This window comes from Streptomyces sp. NBC_01390 (genome assembly GCF_045040105.1).
Lineage (GTDB): Bacteria > Actinomycetota > Actinomycetes > Streptomycetales > Streptomycetaceae > Streptomyces.
The window spans coordinates 2,715,390-2,733,194 of sequence record NZ_CP109551.1 but is presented as its reverse complement, the minus strand read 5'-3'; the positions used below and the strand labels follow the sequence as shown (position 1 = coordinate 2,733,194).

Sequence of the window (17,805 nt, the reverse complement as noted above, 5' to 3'; positions counted from 1 at the left end):
CGCATGACCACCTCACTCCGTCCACGCCGGACCGGCGTCCGCACCGCCGCGCTCGCTGCCCTCACCCTCGCGGGCACCACCCTCTTCGTGGCCCCCGCCGTCGCCGCTCCCGGCGACAACGGAGACGTCAAGATCCACAAGGTGGGTACGCCCTTCACCGACCAGCGCAACGAACCGAAGGTCTGCGACTTCTACCTCGCCGCGTTCAACTTCGACGACCTCCCCGACAACCAGGACATCGAGTGGTCCATCGAGACCCAGCCCCTGGTGGCGAACGGCGCCACGCTCGCCGACACCCTCCAGTTGGAGGACGACGGCACCGGACACACCATGCCCCTCGCGCTCCCGGACGGTCAGTACAAGCTGACGTGGAAGATCGTCGGCGGCAACGGCGCGGGCAAGCACAAGGTGTTCCAGGTCGACTGCCCGATCGGCAACCCGAGCCCGTCCCCGACCCCGACCGGCGGCCCGGGTGGGCCCGGCGGAGGTCCCGGTGGTCCGGGCGGCGGTCCGGGCGGCCCGCACGGCGGGGTGCCGGCGGGCGGTGGCGGTGTCGCCCGGGCGGAGGCCTTCTCGCCGGTCGCCGGTGCGGCTGCCGTGGGCCTGATCGTGGTCGGCGGAGTGGTCTACCTCCGGACGCGCCGACGCGCCGATGGAGCGGCGTAACGACATCCGTCGGCCCAGGCCCTGGCGCCGGACGCGCGCCTACCGCCTGACGCGCACGGTCGTCCTGACCGTCGCCCTGGCGGTGGGCGGCGTCTGGTGGGCCCGGGTCGACGACCCCGCCCCCGCGCCCGTCACCGCCACTGACGGCGCACCGGTCGCACCGTCCACCGGGACCGGCGAGACCAGTGAGACCGGCGGGACCGGCGACACAGCGAGGGCGGCACGGGAGCCCACGCCCACGTCCACACCCACCCCCACACAGCGGCCGGCCACCGGGCGGCCCGAGCAAGCCGTACCTCCCCGGGCAGGTGGTCCCGCGCGGGGGCGGCCGGGGTCCACCGGTCGGACGCCGACCGTGGCCCGCCCGGGAAGGCCGGTCACGCCACGGGGGCCCGCCCTGCTCCCTCGCTCCCGTCCCACCAAGCTCACCGTTCCGTACCTCGATGTCGAGGCGCCGGTCGTGGATCTGCACCTCGACCGGCACGGTCAGCTCACCGCGCCCCCGGACGACAACTCCAACCTGGCCGGCTGGTACGCGGACGGGCCGTCCCCCGGCGAGAACGGCACGGTGATCGTCGTAGGGCATCGCGACACCCGCGCCGGGGCCGCCGTGTTCATCGGCCTCGACGAAGTCGCCCTGGGGCGGCTGATCGAACTCCGGCGCGCGGACGGGCGTACGGCGGTCTACACGGTCGACGCCGTGAAGACGTACGACAAGGCGCACTTTCCCAGCAAGGAGGTGTACGGCGCCCGCGCCCGCCCCGAGCTGCGGCTCATCACCTGCGGCGGCGGCTACGACCGACGGACCGGCTACAGCGGCAACATCGTCGTGTACGCCCATCTGACGGCGACACGACCGGCGCCGTCCGTGCCCCCGGGCCGTGGGGGCAGGGCGCGTTCACGCTGACTCGTCGGCCTTGTCGGGCCGTGGCAGGGCCGGGGCGACCTCCTCGGCGGCCACGGCCCCCGCCACCCGCGCCCGCGCGCGGGACCGTGACACCGCCACGCCCGCGAGGCACAGCCCGCCGCCCGCCAGCGTGAGCAGGCCCGGCACCTCGCCCAGCGCCAGCCAGGACATCAGCACGACCAGGGCGGGCACTGCGTAGGTGGTCGCGCCCATCCGGCTGGCCGTCGTACGGGCCAGTGCGTACGCCCAGGTCGTGAAGGCCAGCGCGGTCGGGAAGACGCCCAGGTAGATCATGTTGAGGGTGGCCGAGAGCGGCGCGTCGGCGGCATCGCCGACCAGCTGCCCGGCGAACGGCAGACAGGTCAGGGCGCCGACCAGGCAGCCGAACGTCGTCGCCTGGAGGGCGCTGGCCCGGCCGAGAACCGGCTTCTGCGCCACGACGCCCGTGGCCCACGCGGCAGCCGCGAGCAGACACAGCGCCACCCCGAGCACCGATGTGCCGCCCCCGCCGGACATCGACAGCCCGACGGTCACCGCGCCCGCGAACGACACCGCCATGCCCGCGAGCAGCCGGGGCGGCATCGGATCGCCGAGCAGCCGGGTGCCGAGCAGGGCTATGAGAATCGGGCCCACGTTCACGACCAGGGCGGCCGTCCCCGCGTCCACCTGCTGCTCGCCCCAGTTCAGGACCACCATGTAGATCCCGAACCAGAGCACCCCCGAGATCGCGATCCCGCGCCACGCCGACCGGGGCGGCAGCCCCTCCCGCCGTACGAGACAGATCGCCCCCAGCGTCACGAACCCGGCGAGCATCCGCCCGAGCGCCAGCGCCCCCGGCGAGTAGGCGGCCCCCGCGCTGCGGATCGAGACGAACGCGGACGCCCACAGCACCACGGTCACACAGGCGGCGACCGCGGCGAGCACCTCCGTACGGGGGGCCGGGCGCGAGGTCGGGGAGGAGGTCATCATGCTCCAGAGGCTAGGCAGCTCGGGCGGGAAGGGCTCGCGATTTTCGGACGTGAGGCTGTGCGGACGGCCGTGCCGCGCGGGTCGTACGGCGGCTCAGTGCAGGGCCGTCGCCTCGATGCCGAGGAGCTCGGCGAGGCGGTGTTCCCCCTCGGGGGTCACCCTGACCGCCCGCTCCGAGCCGATGCGTTCGCACCAGCGGGCGTCCAGGGCGTGCCGGCACAGGGCGGCGCCCGCGATGCCCGCGAGGTGGGGGCGGCGCTCGGTCCAGTCGAGGCAGGCGCGGGTGAGGGGGCGGCGACCGGAGCGGTCGAGGTCGATGCCGACGGTGGCGAACCAGCGCAGCCCGGCGTCCGTGAGCGCGAACCCGGTGTCCTGGCTGAGCAGCCCACGCTCGGTCAGTGCGTCGGTGAGGGCGATGCCGAGCCGGCCGGCGAGATGGTCGTAGCAGGTACGGCCGCGTGCCATCGCGGACCCGGCGTCGAACTCCCGCAGCGTGCGCGGCAGTTCGGGCGAGGGAGGCCCGACGTGGGCGGCGAGTTCCTCGACGAGCTGGGCCACGCGGGCGTCGGCCAGCCGTACATAGCGGTGCCGTCCCTGGCGTTCCTCGGTGAGCAGTCCGCCGGCGACGAGCCGGCCCAGGTGCTCGCTGGCCGTCGACGGGGCGACCCCGGCGTGCCGCGCCAGTTCTCCGGCCGTCCACGCCCGCCCGTCCAGCAGGGCCAGCAGAAAACCGGCCCGCGTCTCGTCCGCCATCAGCCCGGCCAGGGCCGCGAGACCGGACGCTCGGCCCGGCTTCCTCGCACTCCTCGCATCCCTCGTGGTCATGGCTCCAGCATGGGGTACGGACACTTCGGCACCCACCGAAGTGTCCGAGGCGGGTTGCCCCTCAGGTCCCCCTCAGGTCTGCTCGGGTCGCTCCAGCTGCTCGTACTGCTGTGCCAGCCCGGCCAGCAGCGCCGTGAGGCCGGTCTCGAAGGCCCGCTCGTCGATCTTCTCCTGCTGCTCGGAGAGGAGGTGGGCCTGTCCGAGGTGGGGATAGTCGGCCGGGTCGTACGCGCTCTCGTCGTCCACGAAGCCACCGGCGAAGGAGCCGAGGGCGGAGCCCATGATGAAGTACCGCATCAGCGCGCCGATCGACGTGGCCTGGGCGGGCGGCCAGCCCGCGTCGACCATCCCGCCGTAGACGGCGTCGGCGACGCGCAGGCCCGCGGGGCGGCGGCCGGGTCCGCGAGCCATCACCGGAACGATGTTCGGGTGGTCGCGCAGGGCGGCCCGGTAGGAGACCGCCCAGTCGTGCAGCGCGGTACGCCAGTCCGGGCGCTCCCCGGCTCCGTCGCCCCGGTCGAACATCGACAGGTCGACCAGCACACTCACCGAGTCCGCGACCGCCTCCAGGAGCTGGTCCTTCGTGCGGAAGTGGTTGTAGAGGGACGGCCCGCTGACGCCCAGCTCGGCGGCGAGCCGACGCGTCGACAGGGCGGCCAGTCCTTCCGCGTCCACCAGCGCCCGTGCCGTCTCGACGATCAGGTCGGTGCTGAGGAGGGGCTTGCGCGGTCGGGCCATGGCGCACATAGTAGGGCTGCACCTGTAAACTAGCGCTGCTAATTAAAAGTGGTGGGACTCGTAGGAGGCTGGCCGTGAACCTGGAACTGAGCGAGGAACAGACCGCTGTCCAGCGGCTCGCCCGGGACTTCGTCGAGCGCGAGATCACCCCGAACGTCGTCGCCTGGGACCGCGCCGAGGACGTCGACCGGTCGATCGTCAAGAAGCTGGGCGAGGTGGGCTTCCTGGGGCTGACCGTCGACGAGGAGTACGGCGGCTCGGGCGGCGACCATCTCGCGTACTGCCTGGTGACCGAGGAACTCGGCCGCGGGGACTCCTCCGTGCGCGGGATCGTCTCCGTGTCCCTGGGGCTGGTGGCCAAGACCGTCGCGCACTGGGGGAGCGAGGAGCAGAAGCGCCGCTGGCTGCCCGGCCTCACCTCCGGCGAGTACGTCGGCTGCTTCGGCCTGACCGAGCCGGGCACCGGGTCCGACGCCGGCAACCTCACCACGCGTGCGGTGCGCGAGGGCGACGAGTACGTGGTCAACGGCACCAAGATGTTCATCACCAACGGCACGTGGGCCGACGTGGTGCTGCTCTTCGCCCGCTCCACCGACGCCCCCGGCCACAAGGGCGTCTCCGCCTTCCTCGTGCCGACCAGCGCCCCCGGCCTGACCCGCCGCACCCTGCACGGCAAGCTCGGCCTGCGCGGTCAGGCCACCGCCGAGCTGGTCTTCGAGGACGTGCGCGTGCCCGCCTCGGCGATGCTGGCCCCCGAGGGCAAGGGCTTCTCCGTGGCCATGTCGGCGCTCGCCAAGGGGCGGATGTCCGTCGCCGCCGGATGCGTCGGGATAGCCCAGGCCGCCCTGGACGCCGCCGTCGGGTACGCGGGCGAGCGCGAGCAGTTCGGCGGGCCCATCGCACAGCACCAGCTCGTGCAGGAACTGCTCAGCGACATCGCCGTGGACGTCGACGCCGCCAGGCTGCTGACCTGGCGAGTGGCCGACCTGATCGACCGCGGCCTGCCCTTCGCGACCGAGTCGTCCAAGGCCAAGCTCTTCGCCTCCGAGGCCGCCGTCCGCGCCGCGAACAACGCCCTGCAGGTCTTCGGCGGCTACGGCTACATCGACGAGTACCCGGTGGGCAAACTCCTGCGCGACGCCCGCGTGATGACCCTCTACGAGGGCACGAGCCAGATCCAGAAACTGCTGATCGGCCGCGCGCTGACCGGCGTATCGGCCTTTTGAGTACCTTCCTGAGTACAGCCCTGAGTACCTCGGCGGATGTGGCACGGGTCACCGTCGCGCACCCTTTCCCCCATGAGTGAGACACCGGTCAAGCAGCAGAGCACGGCGGCCTTCTACGGTCAGGCCGTCGCGTCCTTCGGGATCGCCATGGGGGCCACGGCCATCGGCATCTTCCGGTTGCAGGCCGACGCCTGGGTGCGCGGCTTCCTCGGGATCGCCGTCCTCTATCTGGTGACCTCCGCCTTCACCCTGGCCAAGGTCATCCGTGACCGCCAGGAGGCCGGGCAGATCGTCAGCCGGGTCGACCAGGCCCGGCTGGAGAAGCTGCTCGCCGAGTACGACCCCTTCGAGAAGCACTGATCGGCAAGGCTCAGAGCAGGCGCACTAAGCGCTCGCTCACCCACGGCGGTACAGTGGGGGGTCACTGTCGGTGGAAGGGGCGAACGGGCGATGAGTACGGCGGAGCAGACGGCCGGCGGCGAGGCGGCGCCTTGGGCTGAGGTGACCCCCGACGCGGCCCGGCGGCTGCTTGTCGCCGCGGTGGAGGCCTTCGCCGAGCGTGGCTACCACGCGACGACGACCCGTGACATCGCGGGCCGTGCGGGCATGAGCCCGGCCGCGCTCTACATCCACTACAAGACCAAGGAAGAGCTGCTCCACCGGATCAGCAGGATCGGCCACGAAAGGGCTGTAGAGATCCTGCGTACGGCGGCTCGGACCGAGGGCACCGCGGCCGAACGGCTGGCGGAGGCCGTCAGCTCCTTCGTCCGCTGGCACGCCGGAGGGCGTACCACCGCACGGGTCGTGCAGTACGAACTCGACTCCCTCGGCCCCGACGCCCGCGCCGAGATCCTCGCGCTGCGCCGCCAGTGCGACGCCGAGGTGCGCGGGATCCTCGAGGACGGGGTGGAGGCGGGCGAGTTCGACGTGCCCGACGTGCAGGGCACGACGCTCGCCGTGCTGTCGCTGTGCGTCGACGTGGCCCGCTGGTTCAACGTCAACGGTTCGCGCACGCCGGACGAGGTCGGCGGGCTCTACGCCGACCTCGTGCTGCGGATGGTGGGGGCCGGGTAGCCCGCGTTCACCGGCTCACAGGTAGTACCGCGACACCGACTCGGCGACACACACCGGCTTGTCGCCGCCCTCGCGCTCCACAGTGAAGGCGACGGTCACCTGCACTCCGCCGGTCACGTCCTCGACCCCGGAGATCCGCGCGGTGGCGCGCAGGCGCGAGCCGACCGGGACGGGGGAGGGGAAACGGACCTTGTTCGTCCCGTAGTTGACGCCCATCTTCACGCCCTCGACCCTGATCAGCTGCGGCCCGAACAGCGGCAGCAGCGACAGCGTGAGATAGCCGTGCGCGATGGTCGTCCCGAAGGGGCCGGTGGCGGCCTTCTCCGGGTCCACATGGATCCACTGGTGATCGCCGGTCGCGTCGGCGAACAGGTCGATCCGCTTCTGGTCGATCTCCAGCCAGTCGGTGTAGCCCAGTTGCTCGCCCACCGCCGCCTTCAGGTCGTCCGCACCCGTGAAGATCCTCGGCTCTGCCATTCCCGGCCTCCTCGCCACTGTGTCCAAGCAACCACATGCGTCTAAGCAACTGCTTAGCATGGTAGGCCGTGGGCTCCATGTCAACGGACTGCGGTCCGTGCCGGGTGGGTAGGGTTCGAGGGGTGCCCCAGATTCCCGAGAAGATCCACGAACTCACGGTCGGCCAGCTCGCCGCCCGCAGCGGCGCCGCTGTCTCCGCCCTGCACTTCTACGAGTCCAAGGGCCTCATCACCAGTCGCCGCACCTCGGGCAACCAGCGCCGCTACAGCCGTGACGCGCTGCGCCGGGTCGCCTTCGTCCGGGCCGCACAACGGGTCGGCATCCCGCTCGCCACGATCCGTGAGGCGCTCGTCGAGCTACCCGAGGAACGCACGCCCACCCGGGAGGACTGGTCCCGGCTCTCCGAGAACTGGCGTGCCGAACTCGACGAGCGCATCAAGCAGTTGAATCGGCTCCGGGATCATCTCACCGACTGCATCGGGTGCGGGTGTCTGTCGCTGGAGGGCTGCGTCCTTTCCAACCCGGACGACGCGTTCGGCCAACGCCAGGCGGGGTCCCGGCTGATGGTGGAGAGGCGCGGCGTCCGTCCGGCTGCTCGGACTCCGTCCCTTCCTGGTGTGTCGGACACGCCGGACTGACCGCGTTGGCGATTGCCGGATCCGTGCCTGTGGCTCCGCCGGGGTGCGGATTTTTGTCTGCGGGTCCGTTGGGGCTGGTCGCGCAGTTCCCCGCGCCCCTTGAGGTGGGTTTCGTGGGGGGTGTGGGGTTGGCCGCGGGTCGGGTGGGGGCTGGTCGCGCAGTTCCTCGCGCCCCTGGAGGGTGGGGGTTGGTCGAGGAGTTCGCCGTGCCCCTGGAGGGTGGGGGCTGGTCGCGGTGTTTCCGCGTCCCTTAGGGGTGGTGTGTGGCCGCCAGGGCTGTCGTTATCAACTGGGCGTTGGACAGGGCCCGTTCGCCGTTCGGTAGGTGGAGGGTGTCTTCGAGGCCGATGCGGGTTGCCAGGCCCCGTCGGGCCGCGAGGCGGAGTACCGGCCAGGTGCTGGTGTCCTCGCCGTGCAGGAGGATCGGGCGGCCGTGGGGGGACGCGGCGAGGTCGGTGAGGAGGGTGTGCACCGTCGCCTCGGCCGTGGTCGGGTCGGTGTCCGTCACCTCTGCCAGGACACGCAGAACCTTGGAGGCGAGGGGTGAGGCCGCGAAGCGTGCCGCCCCGTCCGTCCCGGACCGGATGCCGGCCTCGACACCCACCCCGAGGCCGATGAGAAGGGCCGCCAGTTCCTCCGCGCCCGGCTCGTGCCAGTTGACGGAGGCGTGGTCGGGCAGCACCGTCCAGCCACTCACGCGTTCCAGCCGCCGCGCCGGATCCGGCTCGGCCCAGGCGCCCGTGGTCACGCCGACGGGCACGGTGACCCGAGACCGTATCGCTGTCAGCGTCGCCGCGACCGCGCGCGGCGACAGGGTGTCCTGTCCGCAGGGAGACTTGGGATGGACGTGGACGTCGGTCGCCCCGGCCAGTACCGCATCGGCCGCGGAGTCCGCCATCGCTCCCGGCGACAGCGGAATCAGCGCGCCGTGCGAGGCGCCCCGGGAGCCGTTGAGACACACCTGCGTCATACCCCGATGGTGCCATCCACGGCCGGTTCGATTGGGGGGTGCGGCATCCCCGGCGCACCCCCGTCGTGCTCAGGCCGACGCGAGCAGCAGCCGGCCGCGCCTGGATTCCGCCAGGGCCTCGGGGGTCAGTACGGGCCGCGGCACCACGATGCCGCACTCCGTGCAGACGGGACCCGACGACGGCTCATGGGCCAGGTCGTACTTCCACGTGAGGCGCTCCCCGTCGCACACCGGGCACACCGAGCCCGGTTCGCGTTCCAGGGCGGCGATCAGCCGTCGCAGCACCTCGGCCAGCGGTTCGTGGGGGTGCACCCCCGGATCGTCGCACCAGGCCACCCCGAACCCACCCCAGGTCAGCCGATGCCAGTCGTCCACGCTTCCGGGCCTGCGCAGCCCGTCGAACTTCTCCTTCTTGCGGCGCTTCGCGAACTCCACCTCGTACGCCTGCCAGACCGAGCGCGCTTCCTCCAGCTCGTCCAGTGCGGCCACGAGCCGCGCTGGATCGGGGGAGCGGTCTTCCGGTCCGAACCCGGCCCGGGAGCACAGGTGGTCCCAGGTCGCCCTGTGCCCGTAAGGGGCAAACCGCTCAAGGCACTTACGGAGCGAGTACCGCCGCAGCGCCAGATCGCACCGCGGGTCCCGCACCTGTCTCGCCAGACTCCGGAAACCGGCCATCGCCTTGCACCTCCGTCACATCTGCACCTGTACTTCGGTCACTTCGGCGTCGTCGAACGGACGTCGCCGAATAGACGTATCGACAAGCGATTCGGCTCCATCTGTTTTCCGATGACGGCCATAAGCCGTTCGCCGGGCCCCCTCGGGACCGACGTCAACGGCTCTAAGCCGTCCGCCGGACCACCCTTCACGGTTACCTCCCGCACCTGTCGGTTGTCTGTGCAACACCTGTTGAGCACGGCGCCGGAACCGGCTTCGCTTCCAGCGCCTCGAAGTGCCCCCGCACTCCCCAACGCAATTCCTGTACCACGTTGTTCAAAAGTGACGCATGTTCATCTTCTATCGCGGGGATACCGGCGGTAACCTCTGGCCCACTCCGCTAGGAGTGGCCCACCCCCCGGTCCGGAGGAGCTGCCATGTCACGGCGCACCCCAGGCAACACCGTCGATAGAACCTTCGACAGACTGAGAACTCCCGGCGGACTCTTCGGGTTCCTGAAGACCGCAGCCGTATGCACACTCATTGCCGGTCTTTTGTCGCCGCTTTCTCCGCTCTCCCCGGCGACCGAGGCCCAGGCCGCCGCCGCGAACGACTACTGCGGCGGCCAGTGTTCGGACATCCTGCCGCCCGGCGAGAACGGCAACGCGACCCTCGCCCAGATCCTCCTGAACCAGGCCTTCGGTTCGCAGCCCGACCACGCCGAGGACCAGCTCGGGCCCTATGCCAACCTGGCCACGGGGTACACCGGTCTCACCAACACCACGATCAACAACTTCTTCAACGACTCCTCGTTCGGGGTCGCCGCCGACCAGGTCGCCTCCACCCTGGCCCCGGCCGGCCGCACCGACGTGACGATCGTCCGTGACAAGAAAACGGGTGTGCCGCACATCACAGGCACCACCCGTTACGGCACCGAGTTCGGCGCCGGGTACGCCGCAGCCCAGGACCGCCTCTGGCTGATGGACGTCTTCCGCCACGTCGGACGCGGCCAGCTCACCCCCTTCGCGGGCGGCGACCCCTCCAACCAGGGCCTCGAGCAGGAGTTCTGGCGCCACGCCCCCTACACCGAGGCCGACCTCCAGGCCCAGATAGACAACGCGGTCGCCACCAACGGCGCCCGCGGCCAGCAGGCACTCGCCGACGTCAACGCCTATGTCGCGGGCATCAACTCGTACATCGACGCCTCCGACAGCGGCCGCTACTTCCCCGGCGAGTACGTCCTCACCGGCTGGAAGGACTCCGTCACCAACGCGGGCACCATCCAGCACTTCAAGACCACCGACCTGGTCGCGCTGGCCTCCGTGATCGGCGCGCTCTTCGGCTCCGGCGGCGGCGGCGAGGTCAACAACGCGATCGCGCTGATGGCCGCCCAGTCCCAGTACGGTGTCGCCGAGGGCACCAAGGTCTGGGAGGCGTTCCGCGAGCGCAACGACCCCGAGGCCGCCCTCACCGTCCATAACGGCGAGAGCTTCCCGTACGCGACCGCGCCCGCCAACCCGCAGGGCGAGGCCCTGCCGGACGCCGGTACGGTCGCCGAGGAACCGCTGGTGTACGACCGTACGGGCAGCGCCGCCACCGCGACCGCGACCAGCGCCTCCAGCACGGCGACGGCCACCGCCCTCACCTCCGCGAAGCGCGGTATGTCCAACGCCCTGGTGGTGAGCGGCGCGAAGACCGCCAGCGGCCACCCGATCGCCGTCTTCGGTCCGCAGACGGGCTACTTCGCCCCGCAGTTGCTCATGCTCCAGGAGATCCAGGGCCCGGGCATCAGCGCGCGCGGTGCCTCGTTCGCGGGCCTGAGCATGTACGTCGAACTCGGCCGCGGCCAGGATTACGCGTGGAGCGCGACGACCTCCGGGCAGGACATCATCGACTCGTACGCGGTCGAGCTCTGCCAGGACGACTTCCACTACCTCTACCACGGCACCTGCATCGCGATGGAGAAGCTCGAGCAGACCAACGCCTGGAAGCCGACCACGGCCGACGGCACGGCGGCCGGCTCCTACCGGATGCAGGTCTACCGCACCAAGTACGGCCCGGTGAGCCATCGGGCGACGGTCGGCGGCAAGAAGGTCGCCTACGCCAACCTGCGCTCCTCCTACATGCACGAGGCCGACTCGATCATCGGCTTCCAGATGCTCAACGACCCCGACTACGTGAAGAGCCCGGCGACCTTCCAGTCCGCCGTCCAGCACATCAACTTCACCTTCAACTGGTTCTACGCCGACTCCACCCACACCGCGTACTACAACAGCGGCGACAACCCGGTGCGCGCGACCGGCGTCGACGCCGAGTTCCCGGTCTGGGCACAGTCCGCGTACGAGTGGCGGAACTGGAACCCGACCACCAACACCGCCGACTACACGCCGCCTTCGGCCCACCCCAACTCGGTCGACCAGGACTACTACATCTCCTGGAACAACAAACAGGCCAAGGACTACACCACCGCCTCCTGGGGCGACGGTTCCGTCCATCGCGGCAACCTCCTGGAGGACCGGGTCAAGAAACTCGTCGCGGCGGGCGGCGTGACCCGGGTGCAGCTGGTGAAGGCGATGGCCGACGCCGCGCTCGCCGACCTGCGGGCCGAGGACGTGCTGCCGAAGCTGCTGCGGGTCGTCAACAGCTCGACGGTCACCGACACGACGGCCGCGGCGGCCGTCAGCAAGCTGTCCGCGTGGGCGACCGCGGGCGCCAAGCGCACGGAGACGTCGGCGGGTTCGAAGACGTACGCCAACGCCGACGCGATCCGCATCCTGGACGCCTGGTGGCCGCTGCTGGTGCAGGCCGAGTTCCAGCCGGGCCTCGGCACCGACCTCTATACCGCCATCACCACCAACCTCCCCGTCGACGAGGCACCCTCGGCCGCACACGGCCCGACCGGCTCACACGCGGGAAGCTCCTTCCAGTACGGCTGGTGGAGCTACGTCGACAAGGACATCCGGGCGGTACTCGGTGACCCGGTGCAGGGCGGGCTGACGCAGAAGTACTGCGGCGGCGGCACCCTCAGCGGCTGCCGGGACATCCTGATCAGCACCCTGAAGACCGCGGCGGGCAAGACGGCCGCCCAGGTCTACCCCGGCGACACCCTCTGCGCCGCCGGCAACCAGTGGTGCGCCGACTCGATCGTCCAGCGCACCCTGGGAGGCATCAAGCACTACAACATCAGCTGGCAGAACCGTCCGACCTTCCAGCAGGTCGTCGAGTTCACCTCACACCGGTGACAACGGGTGACAACCGGTAACGCCAGTAGCAGTTGAGGCACCTGTGTGGTGCCGGCGGCGGGTCAGTGGATCAGTGGATACGGCCCGCCGCCAGCACCACCTGCGCCAACTCCGAGTGGCAGATGTCGCTGTGGGCTCCCGAGGGAGCCCCGCCGTTCCTGACCACCGCCGCCGCGTCGACGTTCACGCACCCGCTCACCGGCAGCTTCCCCGCCGCCAGCGCTTCGGCGATCGTCAACCCGACCGTCCCCGGCACGGCCTGGACACCGTCGTGGCCCATCGCACCCCACTTGGGGCCAAGCGCCTCCGCGACGGTGAAGCCCGCGACGGGCCGGTCGGCCGCGAGGACCCCCTGGCTCTCGCCCGCCATGCGCGAGGCCAGCGGATAGAACGTGCTGAGCGCCCCGTCGTAACGGGAGTAGCAGCACACCAGCGGACCGTCGATACGGCTCTGCCGACCCTTCAACGCGCCCCCGCTGTGCGGGTCGTGCGGCAGCTCGGCCGCGAACGCGTAGTGCGAGAAGGCCCCTTGGAGCAGCGTCACCGACTTCACCGTACGCACCCCCTCGGGCAGCCCGCGCAGCGCGAACGACACAAGGCGCCCTCCGAAACTGTGCCCGACGAGATGCACCCGCACCCCGGGCACCGCCGCGGCGAGCCGCCCGAGCGCCGGCCCGAGACCCCGCTCGCCGACGGTTCCGGCCCGTCTCTTCATCGCGTAGTACGTGGCCTGCCGCAGCAGTTCCTTCGCGCCGTTCCAGGGATTGGGCAGTGCGAACTCGGCGACGGCGTCCGGGGATTCGGGCCGGGACAGGGCCCGGCCGAACTCCTCGCAGACCTCCGCCGTGCTCCCCGCGAACATCTCGGGGGTGCCCTCCGGCTCGCCGCCCGAGAGGAGGAGGTCCGCCGCGAACCCCGTCTGCGGCGCCTCCGGGGGCACCTCGACCAGCAGCCGCACCAGCCCCCCGAACTCCTCCAGGGCCTCGTCGTCGCCCGGCTGCCGGTCCAGCAGTCCGGCGATCTGCTCGACGACCGTGGCCCGCCCGGGGAACGTCTCGACGAGCGCCTGCCGGGTGTCCTTGTCGAGCCCGGGCCGACCGGTCGTCTCGGGCAGGACGGTGGCGGTCATGGACCGCTGGAAGTCGGGGATCGGCTCGTCCGTGAAGCGCATCGACGGCCACACCACCCCCACGTAGCCGATCCTGGCGGTCACGGGGGCGAGTGCGGGGACGGCCTCGAAGAATCTGCTGTAGAGCTGGGTCGCCATGGACCGGTCGTTGTTCCAGCCGTGCGCGAAGACGATGAGGTCACGCACCTGACGAGCCTTCACCTCCGCGAGCAGCCGGTCCCGTTCGCGCCCGTCCGCGTCGCCGTCCGCGTCGAACGTCAGCTCCCAGTAGGGAGAAACACTCATCTCCGGATCCGCCATGACATTCCCCGTCCCCCGTGGTGTGGTGATGTGGGGCGTATCGTCCCGCTAACAGGGGGAGTTGGCCATACGTCACGCTCACTTGTAGATGAGGTACTTCCCGCGCATGCGCCGGAACGCCGCCAGTTCCTCCTGCCAGCCCGCCACGACCTCGTCGGGACCGGCTCCCGCGTCGATCATCGTGCGCACCAGAGTGGAGCCGGTGAGCTTGTCGATCCAGTTGTCCGAGCGCCAACCGAAGCCGCTCCAGACCTTCTTGGATGTCACCAGCAACGCGACCCCGGTAAGCACCGGGTCGTAGGCCGCCCGGTCGTGCACATGGATCTGCACGCCCCCGATGGTCTTTCCCTGGAACTTGGAGAAGGTCGGCGCGAAGTACGCCTCCCTGAAGTGCACGCCGGGCAGCCCCAGTTGCTCGGCCGCGGCGGCCCACCGCCGGTCGATCCCCTCGGCGCCGAGCAGTTCGAAGGGCCGGGTCGTGCCGCGCCCCTCCGACAGGTTCGTCCCCTCGAAGAGACACGTCCCCGAGTAGACCAGCGCGGTGTCGGGCGTCGGCATGTTCGGGCTCGGCGGCACCCAGGGCAGCCCCGACGCGTCGTAGAACTCCGACCGCTTCCACCCCGACATCAGTACGGCGTCCAGCTCCACCGGCGCGGCCAGGAACTCCCTGTTGAACAGCCGCGCCAGCTCGACCACTGTCATCCCGTGGGCCTGGCAGATCGGCTGCCGACCGACGAACGTCGCGAACTCCCTGTGCAGCACGGGCCCGAGGGCCGCCCGTCCGGTCACCGGGTTCGGCCGGTCCAGCACGAGGAAGGACTTGCCCGCGAGCTGGGCCGCCTCCATGCAGTCGTACAGCGTCCAGATGTACGTGTAGAAGCGGGCGCCCACGTCCTGGATGTCGAAGACGACGGTGTCGACGCCGGAGGCGGTGAAGATGTCGGCGAGCGGGCGGCCGCTCTTGAGATACGTGTCGTAGACGGGGAGCCCGGTCGCCGGGTCGTCGTAGCGCCCCTCGGAACCGCCGGCCTGCGCGGTGCCCCGGAAGCCGTGCTCGGGGCCGAAGACGGCGGTCAGCTTCACCCGGTCGTCCGCCTGCATGACGTCGACGATGTGGCGTACGTCCCTGGTGACGCCGGTGGGGTTGGTGACGAGGCCGACCTTTTTGCCGTTGAGCGGGGCGTAGTTCCTGGCGGTGAGGTTCTCGAAGCCTGTGCGGAGTTTTTTGGGGCGGTGTTCGGTGGTTGTTGCTGCGCATGCCGGTAGGGCTGCGGCTGCTGCGGTTGTTGTCAGGAGGCCGCGTCTGGACAGGGGCATGGGGGTTCCCTCCATGAGGCGGTGCGGGTGGTGGTGGCACCGTATGCGCTTCCGCATGTAGTTCGTAGGGTGCGGGTTCGTTGTGGCTGGTCGCGCAGTTCCCCGCGCCCCTGGGGAGTTGCCGCACCCCTTTCTTGCAACATACCGACCGGTTAGTCTGGTCGCACTTGGAGCCGTCTTGCGTCAAGGGAGACCGATGGTGGGAGTCGTACAGGGTGCCGGAGTGGTGGTCACCGGAGCGGGGGGCGGGATCGGGGCTGCCATGGCCCGGCGGTTCGCCGCCGAAGGGGCCCGGGTGGTCGTCAATGACCTGGACGGGGACAGGGCCGAAGCCGTTGCCGCTGAGATAGGGGGGATCGCGGTGGCCGGGGACGCCTCCGTGATCGTTGGTGAGGCCCGGGCCGCTCTTGGTGGGACCGTCGATGTCTACTGCGCCAATGCCGGGCTTCCCTCGGGTGGGTCCGAGGCGGCCGAGGAGAAGGTCTGGGCGCTCGCCTGGGACGTGAACGTGATGGCGCACGTGCGGGCGGCCAACGAGCTGCTGCCGGAGTGGCTGGAGCGCGGCAGCGGCCGTTTCGTGTCCACCGTGTCCGCCGCCGGGCTGCTCACCATGATCGGCGCGGCGCCCTACAGCGTGTCCAAGCACGGTGCGTACGCCTTCGCGGAGTGGCTGTCGCTGACGTACCGCCACCGCGGACTCAAGGTGCACGCCATCTGCCCGCAGGGTGTGCGGACGGACATGCTGGCCGGGACCGGCAGCGCGGGCGACCTGGTGCTCGCGCCGACCGCGATCGAACCCGAGGCGGTCGTGGAGGCGCTGTTCCAGGGGATCGAGGAGGACCGGTTCCTGATCCTGCCGCACCCCGAGGTCGCCGACTACTACCGGGCGCGGGCCGCAGACCCCGACCACTGGCTGACCAGCATGAACCACATCCAGCAGAAGTGGGAGGCCACCCGATGACCGACGCGGACACCGGCTCCCGGTACGGGGCGAAGCCCTGGCTCGGCCTCCTCGACGACGCCCAGCGCGGGCCCGTCAGCCCCGACGACTCACTCGTCCACGCGCTGCGCCGGACCGCCGCCGAGGTCCCGGACCGTACCTTCCTCGCCTACTTCGACGGCCGGCTCAGCCACCGCGAGGTCGACGAGCTGAGCGACTCCGTCGCCGGGTACCTCGTCACCCGGGGGCTGGAGCGCGGCGACCGGGTCGCCGTCCTGCTGCAGAACTCGCCGCTCTTCGTGCTCGCCCTGCTGGGGGCCTGGAAGGCGGGCGCGACCGTCGTCCCCGTCAACCCGATGTACAAGTCGGGGGAGGTCACCCATGTCCTGCGGGACGGTGACGTGGCCGCGCTGATCTGTTCCGACCGGGCCTGGGAGTCGTACCTGAGGGAGACGGCGGCGGACTCTCCGGTGCGGATCGTGCTCACCGGTTGCGAGCTGGACTTCCAGGCCCGCGGTGACGCGCGCGTGCTCGCGTTCGAGCGGCTGCCGCAGGCCCCGGACGCCGAGGATCTGACGGCGGTCGCCAGCTACGGCCACCAGGCCCCCGACGCCCACGATCGTGATCCGCGCCCCGCCGACATCGCGCTGATCAGCTACACCTCCGGCACCAGTGGCTCCCCCAAGGGAGCCACCAACACCCACGCCAACATCATGTACAACGCGGAACGGCAGCGGACCGGGCTGCCGCTGCCCGAGGCGCCCGTCTACTTCGCGATGGCGCCCCTCTTCCACATCACCGGCATGGTCTGTCAGCTCGGCGCCAGTCTGAACAGCGCGGGCACCCTCGTCCTCGCCTACCGCTTCGAGCCCGGTGTCGTCCTGGACGCGTTCGCCGAGCACCGCCCGCACTACACGGTCGGCCCGTCGACGGCCTTCATGGCCCTGGCCGCACACCCGGCCGTCACCCCCGACCACTTCTCCTCCTTCCGGCACATCTCCTCCGGCGGCGCCCCACTGCCGCCCGCCCTCGTGGAGAAGTTCCGGGCCGGCTTCGGCCCCTACATCCGCAACGGCTACGGCCTCACCGAGTGCACCGCCCCCTGCGCCTCCGTACCGCCCGCCCTGGAGGCTCCCGTCGACCCGGTCTCCGGGACGCTCGCCGTGGGCGTGCCGGGCCCCGACACCGTCGTACGGATCGTCGACGACCAGGGCGTGGACGTTCCCTTCGGGGAGCAGGGCGAGATCCTCGTACGGGGACCACAGGTGGTCCCCGGCTACTGGCGGCTCCCGGAGGCCACCGCGGAGACCTTCCCCGACGGGGAGCTGCGGACCGGCGACATCGGGTTCATGGACGCCGAGGGGTGGCTGTACGTCGTCGACCGGAAGAAGGACATGATCAACGCGTCCGGCTTCAAGGTGTGGCCGAGGGAGGTCGAGGACGTGCTGTACACCCATCCGGCGGTACGTGAGGCGGCCGTCGTCGGGGTGCCCGACGGGTACCGGGGCGAGACCGTGAAGGCGTACATCAGCCTGCGGCCGGGCGCGGAGGGGGACCCGGACGCGCTCGCCGCGTACTGCAAGGAGAGACTGGCCGCCTACAAGTACCCGCGGCAGGTGGAGATCCTGCCCGAGCTGCCGAAGACGGCGACCGGAAAGATCCTCCGTCGGGAACTGCGTACCCGGTCAGGGGACTCTCAGTAGGCGACTCGTAGGCGACTTGTAGGCAACTTT

At 70.8% G+C, this 17,805-nt stretch carries 17 protein-coding genes; 9 read left to right on the top strand and 8 right to left on the bottom strand.

Going from position 1 to position 17,805, the window contains the following annotated elements; all coding sequences use genetic code 11:
• Positions 1-3: 3 nt before the first annotated feature.
• Entirely contained in the window at positions 4-666 is a 663-nt protein-coding gene (locus OG241_RS12155; RefSeq protein ID WP_405815262.1) for a hypothetical protein, read from the top strand.
• Positions 653-1,573 (top strand): class F sortase, encoded by a 921-nt coding sequence (locus OG241_RS12150; protein ID WP_405815261.1) that lies wholly within the window; start codon positions 653-655, stop codon positions 1,571-1,573. The genes OG241_RS12155 and OG241_RS12150 overlap by 14 nt, the downstream gene beginning before the upstream one ends.
• Here the strand turns inward: OG241_RS12150 and OG241_RS12145 are convergent.
• From OG241_RS12145 to OG241_RS12135, 3 genes are all read right to left on the bottom strand, one after another.
• Entirely contained in the window at positions 1,565-2,542 is a 978-nt protein-coding gene (locus tag OG241_RS12145) for a DMT family transporter (protein ID WP_405815259.1), read from the bottom strand. The genes OG241_RS12150 and OG241_RS12145 overlap by 9 nt on opposite strands.
• Positions 2,543-2,635: 93 nt before the next feature.
• Complete coding sequence (locus OG241_RS12140) at positions 2,636-3,367, bottom strand: ArsR/SmtB family transcription factor (RefSeq protein WP_405815258.1); 732 nt, start codon at positions 3,365-3,367, stop codon at positions 2,636-2,638.
• 72 nt (positions 3,368-3,439) lie between these two features.
• On the bottom strand, positions 3,440-4,105 hold the full coding sequence (locus OG241_RS12135; protein WP_405815257.1) for a TetR/AcrR family transcriptional regulator: 666 nt from the start codon (positions 4,103-4,105) through the stop codon (positions 3,440-3,442).
• A gap of 74 nt (positions 4,106-4,179) precedes the next feature.
• On the opposite strand from OG241_RS12135, the gene OG241_RS12130 reads away from it, so the two are divergent.
• From OG241_RS12130 to OG241_RS12120, 3 genes are all read left to right on the top strand, one after another.
• Positions 4,180-5,331, top strand: a complete 1,152-nt coding sequence (locus OG241_RS12130; RefSeq protein ID WP_405815255.1) for an acyl-CoA dehydrogenase family protein — start codon at positions 4,180-4,182, stop codon at positions 5,329-5,331.
• A gap of 72 nt (positions 5,332-5,403) precedes the next feature.
• A complete protein-coding gene (locus tag OG241_RS12125; RefSeq protein WP_189146418.1) occupies positions 5,404-5,691 on the top strand; it encodes a YiaA/YiaB family inner membrane protein in 288 nt (95 codons plus the stop codon).
• A gap of 90 nt (positions 5,692-5,781) precedes the next feature.
• Positions 5,782-6,405: a TetR/AcrR family transcriptional regulator gene (locus OG241_RS12120; RefSeq protein ID WP_405815254.1), complete on the top strand. Its 624-nt coding sequence runs from the start codon at positions 5,782-5,784 to the stop codon at positions 6,403-6,405.
• A 15-nt stretch (positions 6,406-6,420) separates the two neighbouring features.
• On the opposite strand, the gene OG241_RS12115 is transcribed toward OG241_RS12120, so the two are convergent.
• Positions 6,421-6,882 carry a MaoC family dehydratase gene (locus OG241_RS12115; protein WP_405815252.1) on the bottom strand — a complete coding sequence of 154 codons (462 nt, stop codon included), beginning with the start codon at positions 6,880-6,882 and terminating at the stop codon, positions 6,421-6,423.
• Between the two features lie 122 nt (positions 6,883-7,004).
• Here OG241_RS12115 and soxR point away from each other — a divergent pair, with 122 nt between their 5' ends.
• Entirely contained in the window at positions 7,005-7,520 is a 516-nt protein-coding gene (soxR, locus tag OG241_RS12110) for a redox-sensitive transcriptional activator SoxR (protein ID WP_405815251.1), read from the top strand.
• Positions 7,521-7,770: 250 nt separating this feature from the next.
• Here soxR and OG241_RS12105 read toward each other — a convergent pair whose 3' ends face one another.
• Together OG241_RS12105 and OG241_RS12100 are read right to left on the bottom strand one after the other, a co-directional pair.
• Positions 7,771-8,490, bottom strand: a complete 720-nt coding sequence (locus OG241_RS12105) for a 3-keto-5-aminohexanoate cleavage protein (protein ID WP_405815250.1) — start codon at positions 8,488-8,490, stop codon at positions 7,771-7,773.
• 69 nt (positions 8,491-8,559) lie between these two features.
• Entirely contained in the window at positions 8,560-9,165 is a 606-nt protein-coding gene (locus OG241_RS12100; RefSeq protein WP_006382008.1) for a hypothetical protein, read from the bottom strand.
• Positions 9,166-9,581: 416 nt separating this feature from the next.
• On the opposite strand from OG241_RS12100, the gene OG241_RS12095 reads away from it, so the two are divergent.
• Positions 9,582-12,386, top strand: a complete 2,805-nt coding sequence (locus tag OG241_RS12095; protein WP_405815248.1) for a penicillin acylase family protein — start codon at positions 9,582-9,584, stop codon at positions 12,384-12,386.
• A gap of 70 nt (positions 12,387-12,456) precedes the next feature.
• Here OG241_RS12095 and OG241_RS12090 read toward each other — a convergent pair whose 3' ends face one another.
• Both OG241_RS12090 and OG241_RS12085 read right to left on the bottom strand, forming a co-directional pair.
• On the bottom strand, positions 12,457-13,815 hold the full coding sequence (locus OG241_RS12090; protein WP_405815247.1) for a serine-threonine protein kinase: 1,359 nt from the start codon (positions 13,813-13,815) through the stop codon (positions 12,457-12,459).
• Positions 13,816-13,893: 78 nt separating this feature from the next.
• Complete coding sequence (locus tag OG241_RS12085; RefSeq protein ID WP_405815246.1) at positions 13,894-15,132, bottom strand: exo-beta-N-acetylmuramidase NamZ domain-containing protein; 1,239 nt, start codon at positions 15,130-15,132, stop codon at positions 13,894-13,896.
• A 196-nt stretch (positions 15,133-15,328) separates the two neighbouring features.
• Here OG241_RS12085 and OG241_RS12080 point away from each other — a divergent pair, with 196 nt between their 5' ends.
• A complete protein-coding gene (locus tag OG241_RS12080) occupies positions 15,329-16,093 on the top strand; it encodes an SDR family oxidoreductase (RefSeq protein WP_405815245.1) in 765 nt (254 codons plus the stop codon).
• Positions 16,090-17,775 (top strand): class I adenylate-forming enzyme family protein, encoded by a 1,686-nt coding sequence (locus OG241_RS12075; protein ID WP_405815244.1) that lies wholly within the window; start codon positions 16,090-16,092, stop codon positions 17,773-17,775. The genes OG241_RS12080 and OG241_RS12075 overlap by 4 nt, the downstream gene beginning before the upstream one ends.
• The last annotated feature ends 30 nt before the right edge of the window (positions 17,776-17,805 follow it).